The organism is Actinomadura sp. NPDC048394 (assembly GCF_040651755.1).
GTDB classification, from domain to species: domain Bacteria; phylum Actinomycetota; class Actinomycetes; order Streptosporangiales; family Streptosporangiaceae; genus Spirillospora; species Spirillospora montaniterrae.
On record NZ_JBEZJL010000111.1, the window covers coordinates 1 to 21424 of the forward strand.

At 72.4% G+C, this 21424-nt stretch carries 20 protein-coding genes; 7 read left to right on the forward strand and 13 right to left on the reverse strand.

Going from position 1 to position 21424, the window contains the following annotated elements:
- Nucleotides 1-1267, forward strand: a 1267-nt coding sequence (locus AB0C78_RS46405; RefSeq protein ID WP_360761317.1) for a DUF222 domain-containing protein, incomplete at its 5' end; no start/stop codon positions are given.
- A gap of 62 nt (nucleotides 1268-1329) precedes the next feature.
- Here AB0C78_RS46405 and AB0C78_RS46410 read toward each other — a convergent pair.
- The 4 genes from AB0C78_RS46410 to AB0C78_RS46425 form a co-directional block, all read right to left on the reverse strand.
- Nucleotides 1330-2103: an ABC transporter permease gene (locus tag AB0C78_RS46410; protein ID WP_360761319.1), complete on the reverse strand. Its 774-nt coding sequence runs from the start codon at nucleotides 2101-2103 to the stop codon at nucleotides 1330-1332.
- The gene (locus tag AB0C78_RS46415) at nucleotides 2100-3077 is read right to left on the reverse strand and encodes an ATP-binding cassette domain-containing protein (protein ID WP_360761321.1); all 978 of its coding nucleotides are present in this window, start codon (nucleotides 3075-3077) and stop codon (nucleotides 2100-2102) included. The genes AB0C78_RS46410 and AB0C78_RS46415 overlap by 4 nt, the downstream gene beginning before the upstream one ends.
- A 57-nt stretch (nucleotides 3078-3134) precedes the next feature.
- Nucleotides 3135-3797 carry a DUF4097 family beta strand repeat-containing protein gene (locus tag AB0C78_RS46420; RefSeq protein ID WP_360761322.1) on the reverse strand — a complete coding sequence of 221 codons (663 nt, stop codon included), beginning with the start codon at nucleotides 3795-3797 and terminating at the stop codon, nucleotides 3135-3137.
- Between the two features lie 262 nt (nucleotides 3798-4059).
- A complete protein-coding gene (locus AB0C78_RS46425) occupies nucleotides 4060-4776 on the reverse strand; it encodes a TetR/AcrR family transcriptional regulator (RefSeq protein WP_360761324.1) in 717 nt (238 codons plus the stop codon).
- Between the two features lie 52 nt (nucleotides 4777-4828).
- On the opposite strand from AB0C78_RS46425, the gene AB0C78_RS46430 reads away from it, so the two are divergent.
- Nucleotides 4829-6277, forward strand: a complete 1449-nt coding sequence (locus AB0C78_RS46430) for a DHA2 family efflux MFS transporter permease subunit (protein WP_360761325.1) — start codon at nucleotides 4829-4831, stop codon at nucleotides 6275-6277.
- A gap of 26 nt (nucleotides 6278-6303) precedes the next feature.
- On the opposite strand, the gene AB0C78_RS46435 is transcribed toward AB0C78_RS46430, so the two are convergent.
- Entirely contained in the window at nucleotides 6304-6459 is a 156-nt protein-coding gene (locus AB0C78_RS46435) for a hypothetical protein (RefSeq protein ID WP_360761327.1), read from the reverse strand.
- Between the two features lie 281 nt (nucleotides 6460-6740).
- Here AB0C78_RS46435 and AB0C78_RS46440 point away from each other — a divergent pair, with 281 nt between their 5' ends.
- Nucleotides 6741-6911: a hypothetical protein gene (locus AB0C78_RS46440; RefSeq protein ID WP_360761329.1), complete on the forward strand. Its 171-nt coding sequence runs from the start codon at nucleotides 6741-6743 to the stop codon at nucleotides 6909-6911.
- Nucleotides 6912-6918: 7 nt separating this feature from the next.
- Here the strand turns inward: AB0C78_RS46440 and AB0C78_RS46445 are convergent, their stop codons facing one another.
- The 3 genes from AB0C78_RS46445 to AB0C78_RS46455 form a co-directional block, all read right to left on the reverse strand.
- Entirely contained in the window at nucleotides 6919-7791 is an 873-nt protein-coding gene (locus tag AB0C78_RS46445; RefSeq protein ID WP_360761331.1) for a hypothetical protein, read from the reverse strand.
- Nucleotides 7792-8025: 234 nt separating this feature from the next.
- On the reverse strand, nucleotides 8026-9846 hold the full coding sequence (locus AB0C78_RS46450) for a hydantoinase B/oxoprolinase family protein (RefSeq protein WP_360761333.1): 1821 nt from the start codon (nucleotides 9844-9846) through the stop codon (nucleotides 8026-8028).
- A complete protein-coding gene (locus AB0C78_RS46455; RefSeq protein WP_360761335.1) occupies nucleotides 9843-11909 on the reverse strand; it encodes a hydantoinase/oxoprolinase family protein in 2067 nt (688 codons plus the stop codon). Before AB0C78_RS46455 ends, AB0C78_RS46450 begins: the two co-directional genes overlap by 4 nt.
- Nucleotides 11910-12086: 177 nt before the next feature.
- On the opposite strand from AB0C78_RS46455, the gene AB0C78_RS46460 reads away from it, so the two are divergent.
- The 3 genes from AB0C78_RS46460 (at nucleotide 12087) to AB0C78_RS46470 (ending at nucleotide 14377) form a co-directional block, all read left to right on the forward strand.
- Nucleotides 12087-12461 (forward strand): FKBP-type peptidyl-prolyl cis-trans isomerase, encoded by a 375-nt coding sequence (locus AB0C78_RS46460; protein WP_360761337.1) that lies wholly within the window; start codon nucleotides 12087-12089, stop codon nucleotides 12459-12461.
- 129 nt (nucleotides 12462-12590) lie between these two features.
- Nucleotides 12591-13562 carry an ATP-binding cassette domain-containing protein gene (locus AB0C78_RS46465; RefSeq protein WP_360761339.1) on the forward strand — a complete coding sequence of 324 codons (972 nt, stop codon included), beginning with the start codon at nucleotides 12591-12593 and terminating at the stop codon, nucleotides 13560-13562.
- Complete coding sequence (locus AB0C78_RS46470) at nucleotides 13559-14377, forward strand: ABC transporter permease subunit (protein WP_360761341.1); 819 nt, start codon at nucleotides 13559-13561, stop codon at nucleotides 14375-14377. The genes AB0C78_RS46465 and AB0C78_RS46470 overlap by 4 nt, the downstream gene beginning before the upstream one ends.
- Before the next feature lie 6 nt (nucleotides 14378-14383).
- Here AB0C78_RS46470 and AB0C78_RS46475 read toward each other — a convergent pair whose 3' ends face one another.
- The gene (locus AB0C78_RS46475; protein ID WP_360761342.1) at nucleotides 14384-15031 is read right to left on the reverse strand and encodes a carbon monoxide dehydrogenase subunit G; all 648 of its coding nucleotides are present in this window, start codon (nucleotides 15029-15031) and stop codon (nucleotides 14384-14386) included.
- Nucleotides 15032-15242: 211 nt separating this feature from the next.
- Between AB0C78_RS46475 and AB0C78_RS46480 the strand changes: the two genes are divergently transcribed.
- Nucleotides 15243-16088, forward strand: a complete 846-nt coding sequence (locus tag AB0C78_RS46480; protein WP_360761344.1) for a polysaccharide deacetylase family protein — start codon at nucleotides 15243-15245, stop codon at nucleotides 16086-16088.
- On the opposite strand, the gene cutA is transcribed toward AB0C78_RS46480, so the two are convergent.
- Genes cutA through AB0C78_RS46500 form a run of 4 tightly spaced genes read right to left on the reverse strand, consistent with a single transcriptional unit; the run spans nucleotide 16034 to nucleotide 21379 of the window.
- Nucleotides 16034-18523, reverse strand: a complete 2490-nt coding sequence (gene cutA / locus AB0C78_RS46485) for an aerobic carbon-monoxide dehydrogenase large subunit (protein WP_360761346.1) — start codon at nucleotides 18521-18523, stop codon at nucleotides 16034-16036. The genes AB0C78_RS46480 and cutA overlap by 55 nt on opposite strands.
- On the reverse strand, nucleotides 18523-19068 hold the full coding sequence (locus AB0C78_RS46490) for a (2Fe-2S)-binding protein (protein WP_360761348.1): 546 nt from the start codon (nucleotides 19066-19068) through the stop codon (nucleotides 18523-18525). The genes cutA and AB0C78_RS46490 overlap by 1 nt, the downstream gene beginning before the upstream one ends.
- Nucleotides 19068-19931, reverse strand: a complete 864-nt coding sequence (locus AB0C78_RS46495) for an FAD binding domain-containing protein (protein ID WP_360761350.1) — start codon at nucleotides 19929-19931, stop codon at nucleotides 19068-19070. The genes AB0C78_RS46490 and AB0C78_RS46495 overlap by 1 nt, the downstream gene beginning before the upstream one ends.
- Complete coding sequence (locus AB0C78_RS46500) at nucleotides 19928-21379, reverse strand: solute carrier family 23 protein (RefSeq protein WP_360761352.1); 1452 nt, start codon at nucleotides 21377-21379, stop codon at nucleotides 19928-19930. Before AB0C78_RS46500 ends, AB0C78_RS46495 begins: the two co-directional genes overlap by 4 nt.
- Nucleotides 21380-21424: the final 45 nt, after the last annotated feature.

A 21424-nucleotide genomic window follows, 5' to 3' on the forward strand; every position in this document is an offset into this window, starting at 1 on the left:
TATGCAATCAGTGACGATCGAGCTTGGGGCCGCGTCCACCATGGAATTGGTGAACGCGCTCTCCGCCATCGCCACTGAACTCGCCACCAGAGACGCCCCCGAATCAGCCGCCGCCTGCCTGGAACTCACCGAAACCCTCGCGGCCGCAGCAGATATGCAGGAAAGCGCGCTCGCCGGATTCATCGGCCGAGTCGACGCCACCGGAGAACAGCAGCGGTGGGGATTCCCCTCCACCCGCGCCTGGCTCCGCTCCCGCCTCGGCATGCGCGAAAGCCGCGCCAAGGAGCGCCTCACCCTGGCGCGGCAGCGGCACCGCCTGCCTCAGGTGGTCGAGCGGTTGGCGGCCGGGGAGCTGTCCTTCGGCTACGCCACCACAGTGGCCGATTCAGTAGCCCGCCTGGATGACGCTGATTGCGCCCAGGCCGAGACCACGCTGCTGGAGATGGCCGACCAAGGCTTCTCCGCTGGGAAGGTCGCTGCGTTCGGGCGCCGCATCCGTGATGTCATCGCCGAGCGAGACGGCACCGAGGTCGCCCCCGACGAGGACACCAAGCGCGGCTACGCCAAGTCCTGGCTCACCACCACGCGTTCGCTGGACGGCGGCCGGTACGTCAAAGGCTGGCTGAACCCCGAAGACGCCGCCATCTGGGACGGCACCCTAGCGCCACTGGCCAAGCCGGCCGGACCCGATGACCGCCGCGACGTGGCCGAGCGGACCGCCGCCGCGCTCTCCAGCGTCCTGTCCGGCGGACACAAGGCCACCAAGGTCACCGTCATCTGCGACCTGGACACCCTCACCGGCGGGAACGCCCCCGCCCGCCTCACCGACGGCACCCCCATCCCCGCCGCCCAGGCCCGCCGCATCGCCCTCGCCGCCGGAGTCTCACCCCTCCTCCTCGGACGCGGAAACACCCCGCTCTACCTGGGTCACCGAGAACGCTTCGCCAGCGCAGCCCAACGGCAAGTGCTGGAAACGCTCTACCCCACATGCGCAGTGCGAGAGTGCGAGATCCCCGGCACCTTGTGCGAAGTCGACCACGTCAACGGCTGGGCACTCGGACACTCACCCACCGACATCGACCAACTCGCCCTCACCTGCGGATGGCACAACCGGTTCAAACACAGCCACCCCGACCAGATCCAGATCACCAAAGATCCGGACGGGCGATACGTCTACCGGCTCCTGCCACCACCCGACGCCCGTGAGGCAACCGGGCCACCCGGCGGCAACGGCCCGCCCGGCACCACCTTCGGCCAGGCCGCTTGAATACGGCGAAGGGCCGCCGGACCGGGTGGTCTGGCGGCCCTGTTCGGCCGGTTCATCGGGGGTTATGCCTTGTTGAAGGTGTGCTTGGCCCACAGGTAGGACACCACGGCGATGCCGGCGCACCAGGCGACCGCGATGGCGGCGTCGTTGCCGATGTGGGTTCCCAGCAGGAGTCCGCGGATGGTTTGCATGATGGGGGTGAAGGGCTGGTATTCGGCGAACCAGCGCAGGGCGGTGGGCATGGAGTCGGTGGGGACGAACCCGCTGCCCAGGAAGGGCAGCAGCACCAGCGGCATCGGCGCGTTGCTCGCGGCTTCGGGGGTGGAGGACTTCAGGCCGAGCGCGACCGACAGCCAGGTGATGGCCAGGGCGAACAGGGTCAGCAGTGCGGTGGCGGCGACCCAGTCCAGGGCGGTGGCGTTGGGGCGGAACCCGATCGCCAGGGCGATGGCGATGACGACGGCGATGCCGATGATCTGCTGGATGACGGCGGCGACGACGTGGCCGGTCAGGACGGAGGCGCGGGAGATCCGCATGGTGCGGAAGCGGGCGATGATGCCTTCGGTCATGTCGGTGGCGACCATCACGGCGGTTCCGGTGGCGCCGGTGGCGACCGCCATGAGCAGGATGCCGGGCAGGACGTAGTCGATGTAGGCGTCGCGTCCGCCGCCGAGCCCGCTGCCGAGGGTGCCACCGAGGACGTAGACGAACAGCAGCAGGATGATCACCGGGGTGATGACCAGCTGGACGGTCATGGAGGGGTAGCGGATCAGGCGCTTGAGCTGCCGGCCGACCATGGTGCGCGAGTCGCGCACGGCCAGGGACAAGGTGTTCATCGGGCGGTCTCCTGCTTCTGCTCGTCGTGGTGGGGCTGGCCGGTGAGGGTGAGGAAGACGTCGTCGAGGTCGGGGGTGTGGACGCTGAGGTCGGCGGGTTCGATGCCGGCCGCGTCGAGCCGGGTGAGCAGGTCGCGCAGGGAGGCCACGCCGCCGTCGGAGGGGACCTGCAGGGTGAGCCGGTCGTCGTCGGAGGGGTCGATGAAGCCCTGCCCGAGCGCGGTGAGGGCGCCCTTGAGGGTGTCGTCGTCGGTGAAGCGCAGCGACACGTGCCCGCCGGGGATGAGGCGTTTGAGGTCGTCGGCGGTGCCTTCGGCGATCAGCTGGCCGTGGTCCAGCAGGGCGATGTGGTCGGCGAGTTCGTCGGCTTCTTCGAGGTATTGGGTGGTGAGGAAGATGGTGACGCCGTCGGCGACCAGTTCGCGGACGATGCCCCACATGGCGCGGCGGCTGCGCGGGTCCAGCCCGGTGGACGGCTCGTCCAGGAAGATCAACCGCGGGTCACCGACCAGCGTCATCGCCAGATCCAGACGCCGCTGCATCCCACCGGAGTAGGTCGAGGCGGGCTTGCGTGCGGCCTCGACCAGGTCGAACCGCTCCAGGAGTTCGGCGGCCTTGCGGCGGCCTTCCTTGCGGGGCAGGTGCTTCAGGTCGGCCATCAGCAGGAGGTTCTCCTCGCCGGTGAGGAGTTTGTCGACGGCGGAGTACTGGCCGGTGACGCCGATCGCGCCGCGCACGTCGTCGGGCCGCTGGTTCAGGTCGTAGCCGGCGACCTGCACCTGGCCGGCGTCGGCTCGGATGAGGGTGGACAGGATCTGGACAGTGGTGGTTTTGCCGGCGCCGTTGGGGCCGAGCAGGGAGAAGATCGTTGCTTCGGGGACGGTCAGGTCGATGCCGTCCAGCACGACCTTCTCGCCGGTCTTGTCGCGGTAGGACTTGCGCAGCCCTTCCGCCTGGATCGCAAGGTTCGTCATCGGGGGGCTCCTTGAAGAGGGGGTTGAGCAGGCCCGCCGGGGGGGCGGGCCCGCTGGTCACAGGCTGCGGGCGGTGATGTCGCCGTGGGAGGTGGTGGCGCGGACGTCCAGCTCGGTGGTGCCGTCGTTCTTCAGGCTGTTGGAGATCCGGCCGGCGGGGGTCGCGGCGTCCAGGGCGGCCGAGACGCCGGGGGCGGCGGCGATCGTGATGTCGCCGGACTGGGTGCGCAGGGCGACCTGGCCGGGGCCTGCGGCGTGGGCGATGCGGATGTCGCCGCGCTGGGTGCTGATGTCGGCGGGGCCGTTGAGGTGGCCGATCTCCACGTCGCCGTCGGTCGCGGTCAGCTGCACGCTCGTCGCTTCATCGATCTTGATGTCGCGGTACGCGCCCTCGAAGGCGATGTCGCCGAGGCGTCCGACGGCGCGGAACTCGGTGGCGGCCGCGGTGACCTGCAGGTGGGATCCGGCGGGCAGCTGGATCGTCACCTCGATCGCGCCGGTGGAGCCGAGGTGGTTGCCGGTGGCGGCGCGCACCTGCAGGGTCCCGTCGGCGAACTCGACGGTGGCCTGCTCGGCGGCCTTGACGTCGCGGCCCTTGGCCGGGTTCGCCGGGCGGACGTCCACGACGGTGTCGGTGCGGTCGGCGGCGGTGACCTGCACGCGACCGGCGGGGACGGTGAGGGTGGCGGTGATCGGGGCGGGGGTGGTGTAGGTGTTCATCGGTGTTGCTCCTTGCCGGGGGTTCGCCGTGCGGCCTGCTTGTTTCTGACATCGCAAACGCTACGTTGCGTTTGTCGATTCAGCAAGGAGCGTGTTGCGTGTAAATTGTGTTCTTGCAGGTAGATTGTTGATTATTGTTGCAATGGTTTGGGAATCAACGCAACGACGTGGCATGTCTTGTTGCAATGGCGTGTGAGTGAACGCTACGGCGGCGCGGGAGGCGGTGCCGCTGCCGGCGTGATCGCGAGCGGGGCGGCCGTGGTTACGAGGGGCGGCGGGCGAGGCCGTCGAGCATCAGGTTGAGGGTGAACTCGAACCGCCGGTGCCCGCTGCCGGAGGTGAGTTCGGCGGCGTGCCTTCTGGTGTGCGGGAACCGGTCGGCGGGCAGGGTGCCGAGCCGGTGCAGGAGTTCGTCGCCGCTGAGGACCCATTCCTGGTCCTGGTCGGTCTTTCGCGCCTGGACCAGGGAGATCTCCAGGGTGTAGGCGGCGACGTAGAGGGACAGGGCGTCCAGCGCCCAGGCCGCGGTCTGGGGTTCGACTCCGCCGGCGAGCAGGATCGCCAGGATCGCCTCGCTCACCCGGAGGGTCTCCAGGTTGGTGGGGACGGTGGCCAGTGCCGCGCGGGAGATGCCCGGGTAGCGCAGGTACTGGTCGCGGATCTGGGCGTACACCTGCAGGATCTGGTCCCGCCAGCGGTCCGGGTCGGGTTCGGGCAGGACGAGTTCGGAGCTGAGCCGTCCGATGATCAGGTCGTCGATGTCGGCCTTGTTGACCACGTGCGCGTACAGCGAGGACGGGCTGGTGCCCAGTTCGCCGGTGATGGCGCGGATCGTCAGCGCGTCGTAGCCCTGGGTCTCGACGACGCGCAGCGCGGCGTCGACGATGCGGTCGACGGTGAGGGGCGCGCGGCGCGGCGCGGGCGCGGCGCCGGGGCGGAGGTGGCGGGCCGCCCGGCGCGCCCTCGGATCCTGGGCCATGCCCCCATCCTAGCTTTGACACGAACTAAGTTCGTCGCATAGAACTTAGTTCATGACTACTGAACAAAGTTCTCCTCGACCGCGCTCCCCCGCCGCGGCGTCCCCGGTCCTGCCGCTGCGCCGGGCCTGGCTCGTCCTGGCGGTCGTGGTCATCGCCGACGTCATGGACGTGCTGGACTCGACCGTCGCCAACCTCGCCGGGCCCTCGATCCGGGCCGATCTCGGCGGTGCCGACACCACCGTGCAGTGGGTCCTGGCCGCCTACACCGCCGCGTTCGCCCTGGGCCTGGTGACCTCCGGCCGGCTGGGCGACCTGGTCGGCCGCCGCCGCCTGTTCCTGGCGGGCATGGCCGGGTTCACCGTGGCGTCATTGGCGTGCGGCCTCGCGCCCGGTACCGGGTTCCTGATCGGCGCCCGCGCGCTGCAGGGCCTGTGCGGGTCGGTGATGATCCCGCAGGGCTTCGCGCTGGTGAAGATCGTCTTCCCGCCCGCGCAGCTGCGCCGGGCCCTCATCCCGTTCGGCCCGATCATGGGCCTGGCCACGGTGGCCGGCCCGCTCCTGGCCGGCTGGCTGCTGCACCTGGACCTGTTCGGCGGGCAGTGGCGCTCGATCTTCCTGATCAACGTCCCGATCGGCGTCGCCGCCTGGTTCCTCGGCTCGCGCGTGCTGCCCCGCAACGCGGGCGAGGACGCCTCCGCACGCCTGGACCTGCGCGGTGTCGCGCTGCTCACGCTGGCCTCGGCGCTGCTGATCATTCCGCTGGTGCAGGGCCGCGACCTCGGCTGGCCGGTCTGGACCCACGCCATGATGGCCGCCTCGGTGCTGGTGTTCGCGCTGTTCACCGTCTCCGAGCGCCACAGCGCCCATCCCGTGATCGCCCCGTCGCTGCTGCGCAAGCGCAGCTTCGTCGTGGGACTGGTCATCGTCTGCGGCTTCTACGCCGCGCTCACCGGGTTCCAGCTCGCCCTCAACCTGATGCTCCAGCTCGGCGCGCACTGGACCCCGCTGCACAACGGCCTCACGCTGATCCCCTGGGCCGTGGGCAGCGCCGTCGCCGTCGGCCTCGCCGGAGCGTTCCTCGCCGAGCGGCTCGGCCGCGCCACCCTGCGGCTCGGCCTCGGCATCGCCGCCGCCGGGCTGATCGGGCTCGGCTGGACCATCGCCCGGTTCCAGGACTCGCTGACCTCCTGGACCCTCGCGCCCGCCCTGCTGGTCGTCGGCTTCGGCTCCGGCCTGGTGTTCATCCCCGTGTTCGACTACGTCCTCGGCGACGCCACCGCCGACGAGGCCGGCACCGGGTCGGGCATGCTCAACGCCGTCCAGCAGTTCGCGAACGCCACCGGCGCCGCCGCCCTCGGCACCGCCTTCTTCGCCCGGGCCGGACACGGCGGCTTCTTCGGCGCCGGCGAACTCATCACCGCCCTCGCCGCCGCCCTCTACCTGGTCACGCTCGTTCTGGTCGGCCTCCTACCGGAACGCGCCCGGCACGCAAGCCACTGACCGGGAGGTCCGGGCTTCGTGCCGGGTCAGCACGTGGAATGAAAGAGGCCTCCGACGGCGACTCGGCCGGCCAGCCCGTTGTAGATCTCCATCGCCGCGGTCGTTCCTTCCACGACGACCTCGACGTCGTGTTCCCGCAGCAGTTCGAGGGTCTCCGGCATGGTGCGCAGCCGCAGTCCCATTCCCGGCCGTCCCCGGGGTACAGCTGCCCACGTGCCCTGCGCCCCGGCGCGTTCTGGCGATAATCGCCTACCTGCCCATTTCGCGGGGATGACGTTTTTGTTGTCCACGTCACATTGCTTTTTGTGGTGCACATCGCATGGCGGATGGCTCCAGAATGATGGCCAGAAAACTTAGAATGAGGTCGTTGTTCTTCTCTCGATGCCATTCGAAGCGCCTGTGACACTGGTCACCTCGGGCGATTCGTGAAGGGAATTCGCAGCCCTTCGGGAAGGCGCATCACATGATCGACGTCAACCTCGCCATGGTCTTCCTCGTGCTCGGGGCGGGTGCGGTGCTCACCGTCCTGATCAGCGGTTTCCTGGGATGGGCGATGCGGGCTCGCGCGGGTTCGGCGGCTCCCGCGCCCGGCGTTCACCGGACGCGGGAGGACGAGCGGCAGCCCGTTTCCTGAGCGCCGGTCAGGTACCCGCTTTCTTGGGCTTGAGGAGTTCCAGCACCGCGGCGTCCCCGTGCTGGCCGATGAGGTCGATCGGGGTGTCCGCCTTCTGTCCGGCGGCGACGTGCTCCTTGAGCGCCTGCAGGAGCTTGACGCCCTCGTCGCTGTGGCCGTACCCGGGGCTCGCGATGATGAGCTCCCAGAGGTGCCGCGCCTCGTCGAACGTGTCGGGGAGGCCGCCTTCCTCGATGCCCATGGCGGAGCCGATGATCTTCCAGACGCCCATCCAGGTGAGGAGCGCGTCGCCCTCCGGGACGTCCTCCCCGACCTCCTTCAGCCCGATGAGGGGCGTGTAGGAGAAGGTCAGCAGCGTGTAGGCGAGGCTGACCTGGTTGATGTAGGGGTGGTCCGGCGGCGCCGGGTTCGTCTCCGCGATCGTGACGTGGCGGTCGCCGAGGGCCTCGTGGACGATCGCCAGTCCGAAGCCGCCGGCGCCCTCGGCGAATCCCTTCCGGACGCTGTCCATCACCTGGTCGGTCTTCTCGAGACGTTCTGGAACGAAGCCGACTTCGGCGAGCCGCCGTGTCTCCACCAGCAGTTTCGCGCCGTCGATGTAGGCGTAGGTCTGCGGAAGGGACCGGACCAGCAGCAGGATCTCGTACGTGTCGTCGATTCCGGCGTTGACCGCTCCGAATGCGTTGATGCGGGTGAGATGCCGTTTCGCCGTCTCGGCGGTGAGCGATCCGTTCTGGACGAGGCGGTCGAGCAGGGTCGCGTTGTCGAGGTCCACGCCGCCGTTCTCCATGATCGGCTTGAGCGCTCCGTAGAGCGTCCCCGCCGCGCTCAGCGGCCTTTTGCGGGCCTCCGCCACCTGGTCCTGCGTCGTCCACACCATGCGGACACCTCCCCGTGCTGGATTGCCCGCAGATTAAAGGACCATTTGATCTGTGTGACGGCGCGAGCACTGTCCGTATCCGGACGCCGGGAGAGTTCGCAGCCCGCGCCCGGCAAAGGGCCCTCTAGCCGTAAGCGGCCACGTGATCCGTGAGTGGGACGGCGAATTCGCTGGTCGGGCCGCCCGTGAGGCCCGGGACGAGCTTCCTGGTGGGCGGCCGGCCGAAGGGGAAGGTCAAGCCGGGTGGCGGTCCACGTCCGCGGAGGTCGCGCCGCCGGAGAGGGTCGGGTAGCCGGGGCCGCGGTCGAAGAAGGGGACGGGGCCGCGCTCGGCGCGCAGGCGCGCGCGCAGGGCCTCCGTTGCGGGCACGTCCACTTCGGCGTCGCGGAGGACGACGCCGTAGTCGTCGCGTGCGCCGTCCAGGGAGACCTTGCCGTCGCGGACGTCCGCCGCGACGCGGGACGGGTCGCGGTCCAGGGGGTCGCCCCAGCCGCCGCCTCCGGTGGTGCGGACGCGGATGACCTGGCCGGCGCGGACGGGGTGGTCGTCGACGAGGCCGTCCATCGGGACGCCGTCGATGTCGACGCGGAACGGGCGGCCGGCGCGGCCCCCGTTGACGCCCCAGCAGGACAGGATGGAGCGGTCGGCGATCGACATGTAGTGGGCGTCGCGGAGCATGCGGATGTGCTTGTCGTAGCCGAGGCCGCCGCGGAACTCGCCGGGGCCGCCGGAGTCGGTGGCGAGGCCGAGGCGCTCGACGAGGAACGGCCAGCGCGCCTCGGCGAACTCGGCGGGGATGTTGCGGGAGTCGGGGACGATGTGGATGGTGTCCTCGCCGTCGGCGTAGGGGCGTCCGCCGGAGCCGCCGCCGAGGACCTCGCGCATCAGGTAGGGGCCGCGGTCGTCCTCGCCGTAGACACCGGTGTAGCGGATCGTCTCCTGGTCGGCGGGCATGCGGCCGTTCGTGGCCTTGGCGAGGACGCCCGCGAGGACGCCGAGCAGGCGCAGGATGACGAACGTGCGGGCGTTCGTCGGGGCCGGGAAGATCGGCGTGAGCAGCGTGCCCTTCTCCGGGAAGCGCATCTCGATGAGGGGCACGACGCCCTCGTTGACGTCGAGTTCGGCGGCGCGCTCGGGGGTGTCGGCGAGGTTGCGCAGGACGGGCGCGAGCCACTTCTTCAGGAACACGCCGTCGGCGTAGTCGCCGGCGTGGTTGATCGGGCCCTTGGCCTGCGGCGACGTCCCGGCGAAGTCGATGACGAGCGGGACGTCCGCGGACTTGTCGACGGTGAGGGTGATGCGCTGGGCGTGCAGGCGGGGCGGGTCGACGCCGTCGTGCTCGGCGTAGTCCTCCCAGACGAACGTTCCGTCCGGGATCTTGGCGAGCAGCTCGCGGCGGAACGTCTCGGTGGTGCGGGAGATGACGGCGTCGAAGCAGGCCTCGACGTCCGCGCGGCCGTAGCGGGCGAACAGGTCGCCGAGGCGGCGGGCGCCCATGAGGCAGGCGGAGCATTCGGCGTCGAGGTCGCCGGCGAGGGAGTCGGGCATGCGCGAGTTGCGGGTCATGATGGCGAGCGCGGCCCGGTTCGGGACGCCCTGGTCCCAGAGCTTGATGGGCGGGACCATCAGGCCCTCTTCGTAGGCGCTGCGGGCGTGGCTCGGCATGGAGCCGGGGACGGCGCCGCCGATGTCGTCGTGGTGCCCGAACGCCTGGACGAACGCGACGACCTCGCCGTCGTGGAACACCGGGACGGTCACGCAGAGGTCGGGGAGGTGGCCGATGCCGCCTTCGGACAGGTACACGTCGTTGTGGAAGAAGACGTCGCCGGGGCGCATCTCCTCGATCGGGAAGTCGCGGGCGACGGGCTGGACGAGCGCGGAGTAGGAGCGTCCGGTGAGCTTGCGGAGCCGCCGGTCGTGGATGCCGGCGCGGAAGTCGTGGGCGTCCCGGATCATCGGGGAGCGGGCCGTGCGGGCGATGGCCGTCTCCACCTCGCGCTCCACGGACGCGAGGGTGCCTTCGACGATCTCCAGCAGGATCGGGTCGACGCTCATCGGCCCGCCTCCGCGGTCACCACGAGGTCGCTGTGCGGTTCGAGGCGGGCGGTGAAGCCGGGGTGCAGCGGCAGCGTGGAGCCGAACTCCTCGATCACCGCCGGGCCATGGACGACATCGCCGGGGGCGAGCTTCTCGCGCCGGTACACCGGTGTCTCCTCCCACTCGTCGAAGTACACCTGGCGGGTGCCGGTGCGGGCGCGCGACGGGTCACCGTCGCCCGGCGGGCGTTCCGGGAGCCGAGGCCGCTCGATCGGCCCGATGCCGGACACGCGCAGGTTGACCCATTCAATGGGATGGCGCGGATCGTCGCGGTGGCCGTAGCCGTACCGGTCGGTGTGCGCGTCGTGGAACCGGCGGACGACCTCCGCGCGGAACGCCTCGTCCGGCGGTCCGGCCGGGGCGGTGACGCGGACCTCGAACGCCTGCCCGTAGTACCGCAGGTCGGCGGACCGGACGAAGCGCCGCCGCTCCTCGGGGAAGCCTTCGCGGGCGAGCGCCGCGCCGGCCTCGTCCTCCAGCTCGGCGAACGTCTCCGCGAGGACGGAGACGTCCAGCTCGGCGTCGCGGACGACGCGGGTGCGCACGTGGTCGTTCTTCACGTCCACGGTGAGCAGCCCGAACGCGGACAGGTTGCCGGGGTTCTCCGGGACGACGGCGGCGGGCAGGCCGAGGACGTCGAGGAGCCGGCACGCCAGCAGCGGCCCGGACCCGCCGAACGCGACGAGCGGGTAGTCGCGGACGTCGAGCCCCCGCTGGACGGTGATCTGCCGGATCGCGTTGGCCTGGTTCCACGCGGAGATCTCCAGGATCCCGGCGGCGGCGCGCTCGACGGTCAGCCCGAGTCCGGCGGCGAGCGCTTCGAGCCCGGCGCGGGCGGCGGGCACGTCGAGCGGCACCTCGCCGCCGAGGAGGTGCGGCGGGATGCGGCCGAGGACGGCGTGCGCGTCGGTGACCGTGACCTCGGTGCCGCCGCGGCCGTAGCAGAGCGGGCCGGGGTCGGCGCCGGCGCTGCGCGGCCCGACCTTCAGCGCGCCGTCCGGCGACCGCCGCGCGACCGACCCGCCGCCGGCGCCGACCGTCACGATGTCGATCATCGGGATCTTGACGGGGTGGCGGCCGATCGTCCCCTCGGTGGTGACGGTCGGCTCGCCGTCCAGCACGACGGCGACGTCGGTGGACGTGCCGCCGCCGTCGAGGGTCACGACCGAGCGGCGGCCCCCGCGGGACGCGACGAACGCGGCGCCGAGCGCGCCCGCCGCCGGGCCGGACAGCACCGTCGTGATCGGCTGCCGGGCCACCTCGTCCGCCGACAGCACGCCGCCGTTGCTCTTCATCACCAGCAGCCGGGACGCGACCCGCTCGGCGATCCGCGCGAGGTAGCCGTTCATGGCAGGCTTGACGGCGGCGTCCACCAGCGTCGTCACGGACCGCTCGTACTCGCGGTACTCGCGCAGCACCTCGCACGACAGGGACACGACCGCGTCCGGGTGCTCGCGGCGCAGCACGTCCCGCATCGCGAGCTCGTGCGCCGGGTTCGCGTAGGAGTGCAGGAAGCACACGCCGATCGCGCGGATCCCCGCGTCGCGGAACCAGCGCGCCGCCGCGACCGCCGACTCCTCGTCGAAGGGCCGCAGCTCGGCGCCGGTGTGGTCGAGCCGCCCGCCGACCGTCCGCACCCGGTGCGCGGGGACGATCCGGGGCGGCTTCACCCAGAAGTAGCTGTTGCCGTAGCCGTCCGGGACGCTCTGCCGCGCGATCTCCAGCATCGCCTCGAAGCCGTCGGTGGTGACGAACCCGAGGTCGTCGATCCGGTCCTCGAGCAGCCGGTTCGTCGCGACGGTCGTGCCGTGCGACAGCGACGCGACGTCGCCGGGCGACGCGCCGAGCAGGCCGAGCACCTTCGCGACGCCCGCCGCGAACCCCTCGGCGGGGTCGGCGGGCGTGGACGGGGTCTTGGTGGTGACGGGTTCGCCGCCGGCCCCGTCCTCCCCGGCGTCCAGCGCGACGACGTCGGTGAACGTCCCGCCCGTGTCGATCCCGATCCGCAGCCGCCGTGCCATGCCCAACGGTCTACCGGACGGCCCGCACCTGCGGAACCGTCGCAATGTGCCAACAGGACGGCCGGTCTTTGGGCAGGGCGCGCGCCGCGGCCGGGGGACGCGCCGGCGCCGCCGGGGGCGGCGCTAGGCTGGGCAGCCGTTCGCAACACGAAACCGACGACACGCTGGAGCCCGTCCATGGCGCTTGAACGCCCCGAGATCGACTTCCCCGAGGGTCAGCCGCCCGCGCACCTCGACATCACCGACATCACCAAGGGCGACGGCGCCGAGGCCGTCAAGGGCTCGACCGTGTCGATGCACTACGTCGGCGTCTCCTGGTCCACGGGCGAGGAGTTCGACGCGTCCTGGAACCGGGGCGGCACGCTGGACTTCGAGCTCGGCTCCGGGCGCGTCATCAAGGGCTGGGACATGGGCATCGCCGGGATGAAGGTCGGCGGCCGGCGCAAGCTGGTCATCCCGCCGCACCTGGCCTACGGCGACCGCAGCCCGAGCCCGGCCATCAAGCCCGGCGAGACGCTGATCTTCGTCGTCGACCTGGTCTCGGTGAGCTAGGACCGCGCTCCGCACGGCGGCCGGCGCGGCGGCGCGCACGGCCCAACGGCGGGCAATCGGGCGGTGAAAATCCGGCCGGTCGCCCGCCGTCGCCGTTTCCGGGGACGGTCCGTCCGGTATCAGAGGTTCATGATCGAGGCGCGCGGGCTGACGAAGCGGTACGGCGACACCACCGCCGTCGACGGCGCCACCTTCAGCGTCGCGCCGGGCCGGGTGACCGGCTTCCTCGGCCCGAACGGCGCCGGGAAGACCACGACGATGCGGATGATCCTCGGCCTGGACCGCCCGACCGCCGGCGAGGTCACCGTCGGCGGCCGCCGCTACCGCACGCTCGGCGCGCCGCTGCGCGAGGTCGGCGCGCTCCTCGACGCCCGCAACGTGCACGGCGGCCGCACCGCGTACAACCATCTGCTGTGCCTCGCCAAGAGCAACGCGATCCCGCGCCGGCGCGTGGACGAGGTGCTGGACCTCGTCGGACTGCGGAGCGTCGCAAAGAAGCGGTCCAAGGGGTTCTCGCTCGGCATGGGGCAGCGGCTCGGCATCGCCGCCGCGCTGCTCGGCGACCCCGGCGTGCTGATGTTCGACGAGCCGGTGAACGGCCTGGACCCGGAGGGCATCCTGTGGATCCGCACGCTGATGCGGCGGCTCGCGCGGGAGGGCCGCACCGTGTTCGTCTCCAGCCACCTGATGTCGGAGATGGCGCTGACCGCCGAGCACCTCGTCGTCATCGGGCGGGGCCGCATCCTCGCCGACACCGGGATGGCCGAGTTCATCGGCGCGAACGCGACCAGCCACGTGCTGGTGCGCTCGCCGCAGGCCGCCGAGCTGGCGCGGCTGCTCGCCGGGCCCGGCAGGCGGCTGGAACCCGACCCGGACGGCGCGCTGCGCGTGTACGGGGCGCGGGCGGCGGAGATCGGCGACGTCGCCGCCGACCACGGCCTGCGGCTGCACGAGCTGGCGACGGTCCAGCCGTCCCTGGAGGAGGCGTTCATGCGGCTGACCGGCGAGGCCGTCCAGTACCACGCCGGCGTGCCGGGCGCGGCGGCTCCGGGCGCGGCGGCTCCGGCTCCCGGGACGGGCGCTCCGGGGGCGGGCGCGTGAGCGCCCCCGCCGCCGCGGGTCCGCGCCGCGATGCCGGGCGCGTCCGGTTCGGGCACGTGCTGTCCTCGGAGTGGACGAAGATCGCGACGGTCCGGTCGACGTTCTGGACGCTGCTGGCCGGCGCGGTCGTGCTGGTCGGGTTCTCCGCGCTGTGGGCGCTGGCGTTCACCGCGTCGTTCGACCAGATGAGCGCCAGGGACCGGGCGACGTTCACCCCGATGCTGCCGACGCAGGTCGCCTACTACTTCGGCCTGGTGATCTTCGGCGCGCTGGGCGTGCTGGTCATCACCGCCGAGCACGGCACCGGGATGATCAAGACGGCGCTGACGGCGGTGCCGCGGCGGGCCGCGTACCTGGCCGCCAAGACGGTGGTGCTGGGCGCGGTCGTGCTCGTGTTCGGGATCGTGGTGACGTTCGCGTCCTTCTACGCGGCGCAGGGCATCCTCGCGTCCAAGCACCTGGACGGGTCGGTCGGCGACCCGGGGGTGCTGCGCGCGATCGTCGGCGGCGGTATCTACCTCGCGCTGGTCGCGATCCTCGCGCTCGGCATCGGGACGCTGCTGCGCCACACCGCGGGCTCCATCGTGCTGCTGTTCGTGGTGCTGTTCGTGCTCGGCATCGCGGGCGGGTTCCTGCCGAGCTCGTGGGGCGACACCGTCAACAAGTTCCTGCCGTCCAACGCGGGCGGCGCGATCCTCGACCCCGTCCACAAGTCCGGCTCGCTCGCCCCGTGGACGGGCCTGGGCGTGTTCGCGGTGTACACGGCGATCGTCCTGGCCGCCGCCGTGATCCTCTTCGAGCGCCGCGACGCCTGACCCGCCTCAGCGCCGGCGGCGGGCGAGGAAGTGGCCCAGGGCCACGCCGGCGAGGGCGACGGCGCCGCCGGCGGCGAACGCTGCGGTCATCGGCCACACGCCGGACGGGCGCGGCCCGGCAGCAGCGCGTCCGGCGTACACGCGGCCTGGCCCTGAATCGGGAGACTGCGGCGCGGCGGGCGCGGGGCCCGGTTCCGGGGACGGCGCGGGCTCGGCGGGGGCGGTCAGGTCGCGTTCGACGGCGGCGAAGAACTCGCCGGCCGTCCGCTTGGCGACGCCGCCGAGCATCCGCTGCCCGACGCCGCCGATCATCCCGCCGACGACCGCGTCGGCGTCGTAGTCGACGCGGGTGGAGCCGCCGCCGTCCGACAGCCGGACGCGGACCGTCGCGTCCACCGTGCCGGGCGCGCCCTGGCCCTGCGCGCGCAGCGTGAACGAGCGCGGCGGGTCCGGGTCGGCGAGCTCGACGCGGCCGACGTAGGTGCCCTGGATGGACGCCACGCCGGCGGTGACCGTCATGCGGTAGGTGTCGGGGCCGGTCTCCTCCAGGGAGCGGCACCCGGGGATCGTCCGGGCGAGCACGGCCGGGTCCTGGAGCGCGTCCCAGACGCGGGCGAGCGGCGCGGCGACGCTGGCACTGCCGTTGACCTGCATGTTCCGACTTTAGGGAATGCGGGCGCCGCACCGAACGGCAACATGTGCCGAGTACACGCCGAGGATTGGGCAGATCCCCGGCGACACCGCAGGGAAATGGTCGAATATGTCCGGCTGATTCCGTCGCGCGCGAACTCCCGGGCGTACGGGCGCGTCAACCGAAGCGAACGATCGAGAACCGAACCCCCCAACCGAATGGAGTACGCGGCCGATGCGAGGGAAGACGCCCGTGATCGCGATGGTGACCGCCGGAGTCTTCGGCGCGGCCGCGGGCGGCTGGCCGGTGGTCCGGGCCGAGGCGGGGGGCTCGTCGGGGCCGTCCATGCGGGCGCAGCTGTCCTCGGTGCTCGCCGACCAGAGATGGGCGACGCCGAAACCCGGCACCTGGACGCCGCCGAAGCCGTCCGCCGACGGCCTGCCCCCGGTCATCGACCACATCCAGACCACCGAGCCCGTCGTCTTCCTCACCATCGACGACGGCTACACCTACGACTCGGAGTTCGTCGACATCGTCCGCAAGGAGAAGGTGCCGATCCTGACGTTCCTGACCACGACGTACCTGCGCGGCCAGGGCCAGTACTTCCTCGCGATGCGCAACGCGGGCTCGCAGATCGAGGACCACACCGTCACCCACCCGAACATGCCGACGCTGTCCCCCGACGCGCAGAAGCGGCAGATCTGCGACTCGGCGGACGCGATCCAGCGCGAGTACGGCCGCCGCCCGCAGATCTTCCGGCCGCCGTTCGGCGCCTACAACCAGGCGACGCGGCAGGCGTCCAAGGAGTGCGGGATGAAGTCGATCCTCACCTGGACGGCGGAGTTCTACAACGGCACGTCCGGGCCCGGCGTCGGCTACAACGGGTTCGCGCGCGCCGACGGCGGCAAGGGCTTCAAGCCGGGCGACATCATCCTGATGCACTACCGCAAGGGCCTCGCCGGGGAGTTCCGGATGATCCTCGGTTGGATCAAGCAGGCGGGGCTGCGGCCCGCCGCCGTGCAGAACTACCTGCCGCGCTCGCTCGGCGGCAACGCCCCGGAGACGCCCGCCGCGAACTGACCGCCGGTCGCGGCGCCGTCGCCGCCGGCCCGCGCGGTCTCCCGGACGCGCAGGCCCGGGTCGCCGGACGCCCGTTCGCGCAGCTCGTACAGGCCGTCCGGGGACAGCGGCATCGCCTCGACGCGCAGCCCCTCGGCGTCCTCGACGGCGGAGGCGATGACGGCCGACACCGGGATGACGCCCGCCTCCCCCGCGCCCTTGATGCCGAGCGGGTTCAGCGGCGACGGCGTCTCCAGGTGGTCGGTCTCGATGCGCGGCACCTCCGTCGCGTACGGTATGAGGAAGTCCATGAACGAGGCGTTCAGGAGCTGGCCCGACTCGTCGTACACCATCCGCTCGTAGAGGGCGCCGCCGACGCCCTGCGCGACGCCGCCGTGGATCTGCCCTTCGACGACCATCGGGTTGACGAGCTTCCCGCAGTCGTGGACGACCGCGTACCGCAGGATCGCGATCTCGGCGGTGTCCGGGTCGGTCTCCACGATCGCGGCGTGCGCGCCGGCGGCGAACGTCGACCGGACGGGCGAGTAGTAGCCGCGCCCCTCCAGCCCGGGCTCCTCCCCCTCCGCGACCGGCGGCTCCGTCGCCGGCCGCCCCACCGCGAACTGCGTCGCGGCGGCGGTCTCGTCGTCGAACGCGTACCGCAGCGGGTTCGACAGCACCGCGACCGTCCGCAGCGGGACGGACGCCGACAGGTCGCCGCGGACGTGGACGGCCCCGTCGGTGATCTCCAGGTCGCGCGGGTCCGCCTCCAGCGCCTCGCCGGCGATCCGCAGCGCCTTCTCGCGGACCTTCCGGCACGCCAGCGCGATCGCGTTGCCGCTCATCACCGCGGCGCGCGACGCGAACGTGCCGACCGCGTACCCGAACCGGCGCGTGTCGCCGGTCGTGACGTGCACGTCCCGGATCGGGACGCCGAGCTCGGCGGCGGCGATCTGCGCGAACACGGTCTCGTGGCCCTGCCCCTGAGAGGTCAGCCCGGTCGACACGTGCACCCGCCCGGCGGTGTCGATCTCGACGTGCCCGCCCTCGTACGGGCCGACGCCCGTCCCCTCGACGTACACGCCGACGCCGATGCCGATGCGGCGGCCGCGGCGCGCGGCGGCGGCCCGCTCCGCCTCGAACCCGTCCCACCCGATCAGCGCGCGGACCTTGCGCAGCAGCTCGGGGTAGTCGCCGGAGTCGTAGATCAGCGGGCGGCCGTCCTGGAACGTCAGGCCCTGGTCGTAGGGGAACTCGTCGGGCTGGATGAAGTTCGCGGCGCGCACGTCGGCGCGGTCGAGGCCGAGGTGGCGGGCGATGCGGTCCATCGTCCGCTCCATGCAGAACACGCCCTGCGGGCGCCCCGCGCCCCGGTACGGCGTGACGATGAGGGTGTTGGTGTAGAGGCTGACGACCTCGGCCCGGTACGCGCCGATCTTGTACGGGCCGAGCAGCTGCGTCGACGTGACGATCGGGATGATGATCCCGTACGGGGTGTAGGCGCCGTGGTCGTGCAGGATCCGCACGTCCAGGCCGAGGACGCGGCCCGCGCCGTCGAACCCGACGCGGACGTCCTGGAGCTGGCCGCGCTCGTGGGCGGCGGCGACGAAGTGCTCGCGGCGGTCCTCGGTCCACTTGACCTCGCGGTTCAGGAGCCGCGCGGCCCAGGGGACGAGCACCTCCTCCGGCCACGGATGCACGATCTTCACGCCGAACCCGCCGCCGACGTCCGGCGCGACGACCTCGACCTTGCCGTTCGGCAGGCCGAGCCGCGCGGCGATCGCGGCGCGCACGCTGGTCGACGCCTGCGTGGACGAGTAGACGCGCAGCGACCCGTCGTCGGCGTCCCAGCGCGCGTACACGCCGCGCCCTTCCAGCGGCGTGGACGCCGACCGCTCGATCGACAGCCGGAACTCCAGCTTGTGCGGCGCCGCGTCGATGGCCGCGGCGGCGTCGCCCGTCTCCTGGACGAGGACGGCGCCGACGTTGCCCGGCACGTCGTCGTGGACGAGGTGCTCGGCGCGCTCGGCGTTCTCGATACCGACGACGGCGGGCAGCGGCTCGTACTCGACGCGGATGCGCTCGGCGGCGTCCTCGGCGAGGTACCGGTCGCGGGCGACGACCATCACGACGGGCTCGCCGACGTGCCGGACGACGTCGCGGGCCAGCGGGTAGCCGGTGCGTCCGTGCGTCAGCGCGGGGTGCGGGATGAGGAGCGGCAGCGGCTCGCCGACGCGTCCTGGCAGGTCCTCCCAGGTGTAGACGGCGACGAGGCCGTCGACGTCGAGCGCGCCGGACACGTCGATGTCGACGATGCGGGCGTGGGCGTGCGGGGACCGGACGAACGCCGCCGCGAGCGCGTCCCGGCCGAGGTCGTCCAGGTAGCGGCCCCGGCCGGTGAGGAGCCGGGCGTCCTCGCGGCGCTTGACCGGCTCGCCGAACACGCGCGTCCCCATCACGCCTCGCTCTCTGAGCCCGACCCGCCCGAGCCGCCCGAGCCGCCGGACGCGCCGGGCGCGCCGGATTCCGCGAGCAGGTCGGCGGCGCGGTGCACCGACTTCACGATGTTCTGGTAGCCGGTGCAGCGGCACAGGTTCCCGGAGATGCCTTCCAGCACCTCGTCTTCCGTCGGGCGCGGCGTCTCCCGCAGCAGCGCGGTCACCGTGCACAGGAAACCGGGCGTGCAGAAGCCGCACTGCAGGCCGTGGCATTCGCGGAACGCCCGCTGGACCGGGGACGGCGTACCGTCCGGCGCGGCGAGGCCTTCGACGGTCGTGATGGCGTGGCCCGCGGCCGTCACCGCGAACGTCAGGCAGGACCGCACCGGGTCGCCGTCCATCAGCACCGTGCAGCAGCCGCAGACGCCGTGCTCGCAGCCGACGTGGGTGCCGGTCAGGCCGAGGTCGTGCCGCAGCAGGTCCGACAGCAGCCGCCGGGCCGGAACGCGCGCCGTGCGGTGCACGCCGTTGACGGCCAGCGCGATGTCGTGGAGCTCCTCCATCAGTCCCGCGCCCTCCTCAAGGCCTCGGCCGCCGCCGTCGCCAGCGCCCGTTCCGTCAGTACCCCGGTCAGGTGGCGGCGGTAGCGGGCGCTCGCGTGGATGTCGGACTCCGGGTCGATCCGCTCCCGCACGTACGCGGCGGCGGCCGGCCAGTCGCCGTGCGGCCCCGCCGCCTCCGCGAGGTCGAGGACGAGCGGCGCGGGCGCGATCCCGAGGTATCCGGCGCGGGCGGCGCCGACCCGCAGGTCCTCGTCGAGCGTGACGACCGCGGCGACGCCGGACAGCGCGTAGTCCCCGTGCCGCCGCGCCGTCTCGGTGAACGCCGTCCCGGTGCGGGGCGGCGCGGCGGGGAAGAACGCCGCGACCGCCAGCTCCCCCGGCGCGAGCGCCGACTCCAGCGGGCCGGTGAAGAAGTCCGCCGCCGGGATCGTCCGGCGCCCGCGCGCGGACGCGGCCTCGACCGTCCCGCCGAGGACGGCGAGCACGGCGGGCAGCTCCGCGGCCGGGTCGGCGTGCGCGAGGCTCCCGACGACCGTCCCGCGGTTGCGGATGACCGGATGCGCGACGTGCCGCAGCGCCCGGCCGAGCAGCGGCTGCACGGCCGCCGCCTCCACCGACCGCTCCACCCGCGCGTGCCGGGCGAGCGCGCCGACCCGCACGCCCTCGTCACCGCAGTGGACGGTGTCCAGCTCGGCGACGCCGTTGATGTCGACCAGGTCGGGCGGCGCGGCGAGCCGCATGTTGAGCAGCGGGATGAGGCTCTGCCCGCCCGCGAGCACCTTGGCCCGCGGGGCGTCCGCCAGCATGCCGAGCGCCTCGTCTACGGTGCGGGGCGCGTGGTGGCGGAACGGCGGCGGTTTCACGGCTCCTCGTCCTCGCCGCGCGGGCGGACCGGGCCGCCGATCTCCCGCTCGTCCGGCGCGATGACGCCGCCGCCCGCCCCGTCCGGGCGGCGCACCGCATTCAGCACGTGGTAGCCGACCAGCACCGCGATCGTGCCGAGCGCGATGCCCTGCAGCGGGAAGTCGTCGGTGATCTTCAGGGTGACGTTCCCGATCGCCAGGATGATCGCCGCCGCCACCGGGACGAGGTTCACCGGATCGCCGAAGTCGACCCGGTTCTCGATCCAGATCTTCGCGCCGAGCAGGCCGATCATCCCGTACAGCACGACGGTGATGCCGCCGAGCACCCCGCCCGGCGTCGCCGCGACCAGCGCGCCGAACTTCGGGCACAGCCCGAACAGGATCGCCACGATCGCCGCGACGTAGTAGGCGGCCGTCGAGTAGATCCGGGTCGCGGCCATGACGCCGATGTTCTCGGCGTAGGTCGTGGTGGGCGAGCCGCCGACCGCCGTGGCCAGCACCGTCCCGACGCCGTCCGCGCCGATCGCGCGGCCGAGCACCGGGTTCAGGTCGTCCCCGGTCATCGCCGCGACGGCCTTGACGTGCCCGGTGTTCTCCGCGATCAGCGCGATGACCGGCGGCAGCGCCAGCAGGATCGCCGACGTCTTGAAGTCGGGCGCGTGCGTGTGCGGGAAGCCGAACCAGTCCGCCGCCTTCACCGCCGAGAAGTTCAGCCGGTCGTGCGGGAACGCCGTCGCGACGCAGAACGGCCCCTCCGCCGTGCACGCCTTCCCGGCCCCGTCCAGCAGGTTCTGCCCGGGCAGCACCGACGTGATCTCCCCGGCCGTCTTGTCGAGCACCCACGACAGGACGAACCCGAACACCAGCGCCAGCAGGATCGCGATCCGCGACCAGAACCCGCGCAGGATCACCGTGCAGAACACCGCGAAGCACAGCGTCGCCAGCGCGACCCACTGGTCCTGCGGCCAGTACGTGTTCGCCACCACCGGCGCCAGGTTGAACCCGATCAGCATCACGACCGCGCCCGTCACCACGGGCGGGAACACCCGGTGGATGACCTCGCCGCCGAGGAAGTGCACGATCACGCCGATCAGCAGCAGCACCGCGCCCGCGACCAGGATCGCGCCGGTCACCCGCGCGCTGTCGCCACCCGCCGCGCGGATCGCCGCGACCGCCCCGACGAACGAGGCGCTGGTGCCGAGGTAGCTCGGCACCCGGCCGCCGACGATCAGCAGGAACAGGATCGTCGCGAACCCCGACATCATGATCGACAGGTTCGGGTCCAGGCCCATCACCACCGGGAACACGAACGTCGCGCCGAACATCGCGACGACGTGCTGGGCGCCGATGCCGGCGGTGCGCGGCCACGACAGCCGCTCCCCCGGCCGGACGACCTCGCCGGGCGGCGGCGTGCGCCCGTCCCCGTGCAGCTTCCAGCCGATGACCATCCGGGGCTCCTCCTGGTCGACGTGGGCGTCCGCGCCCGCTCGCGC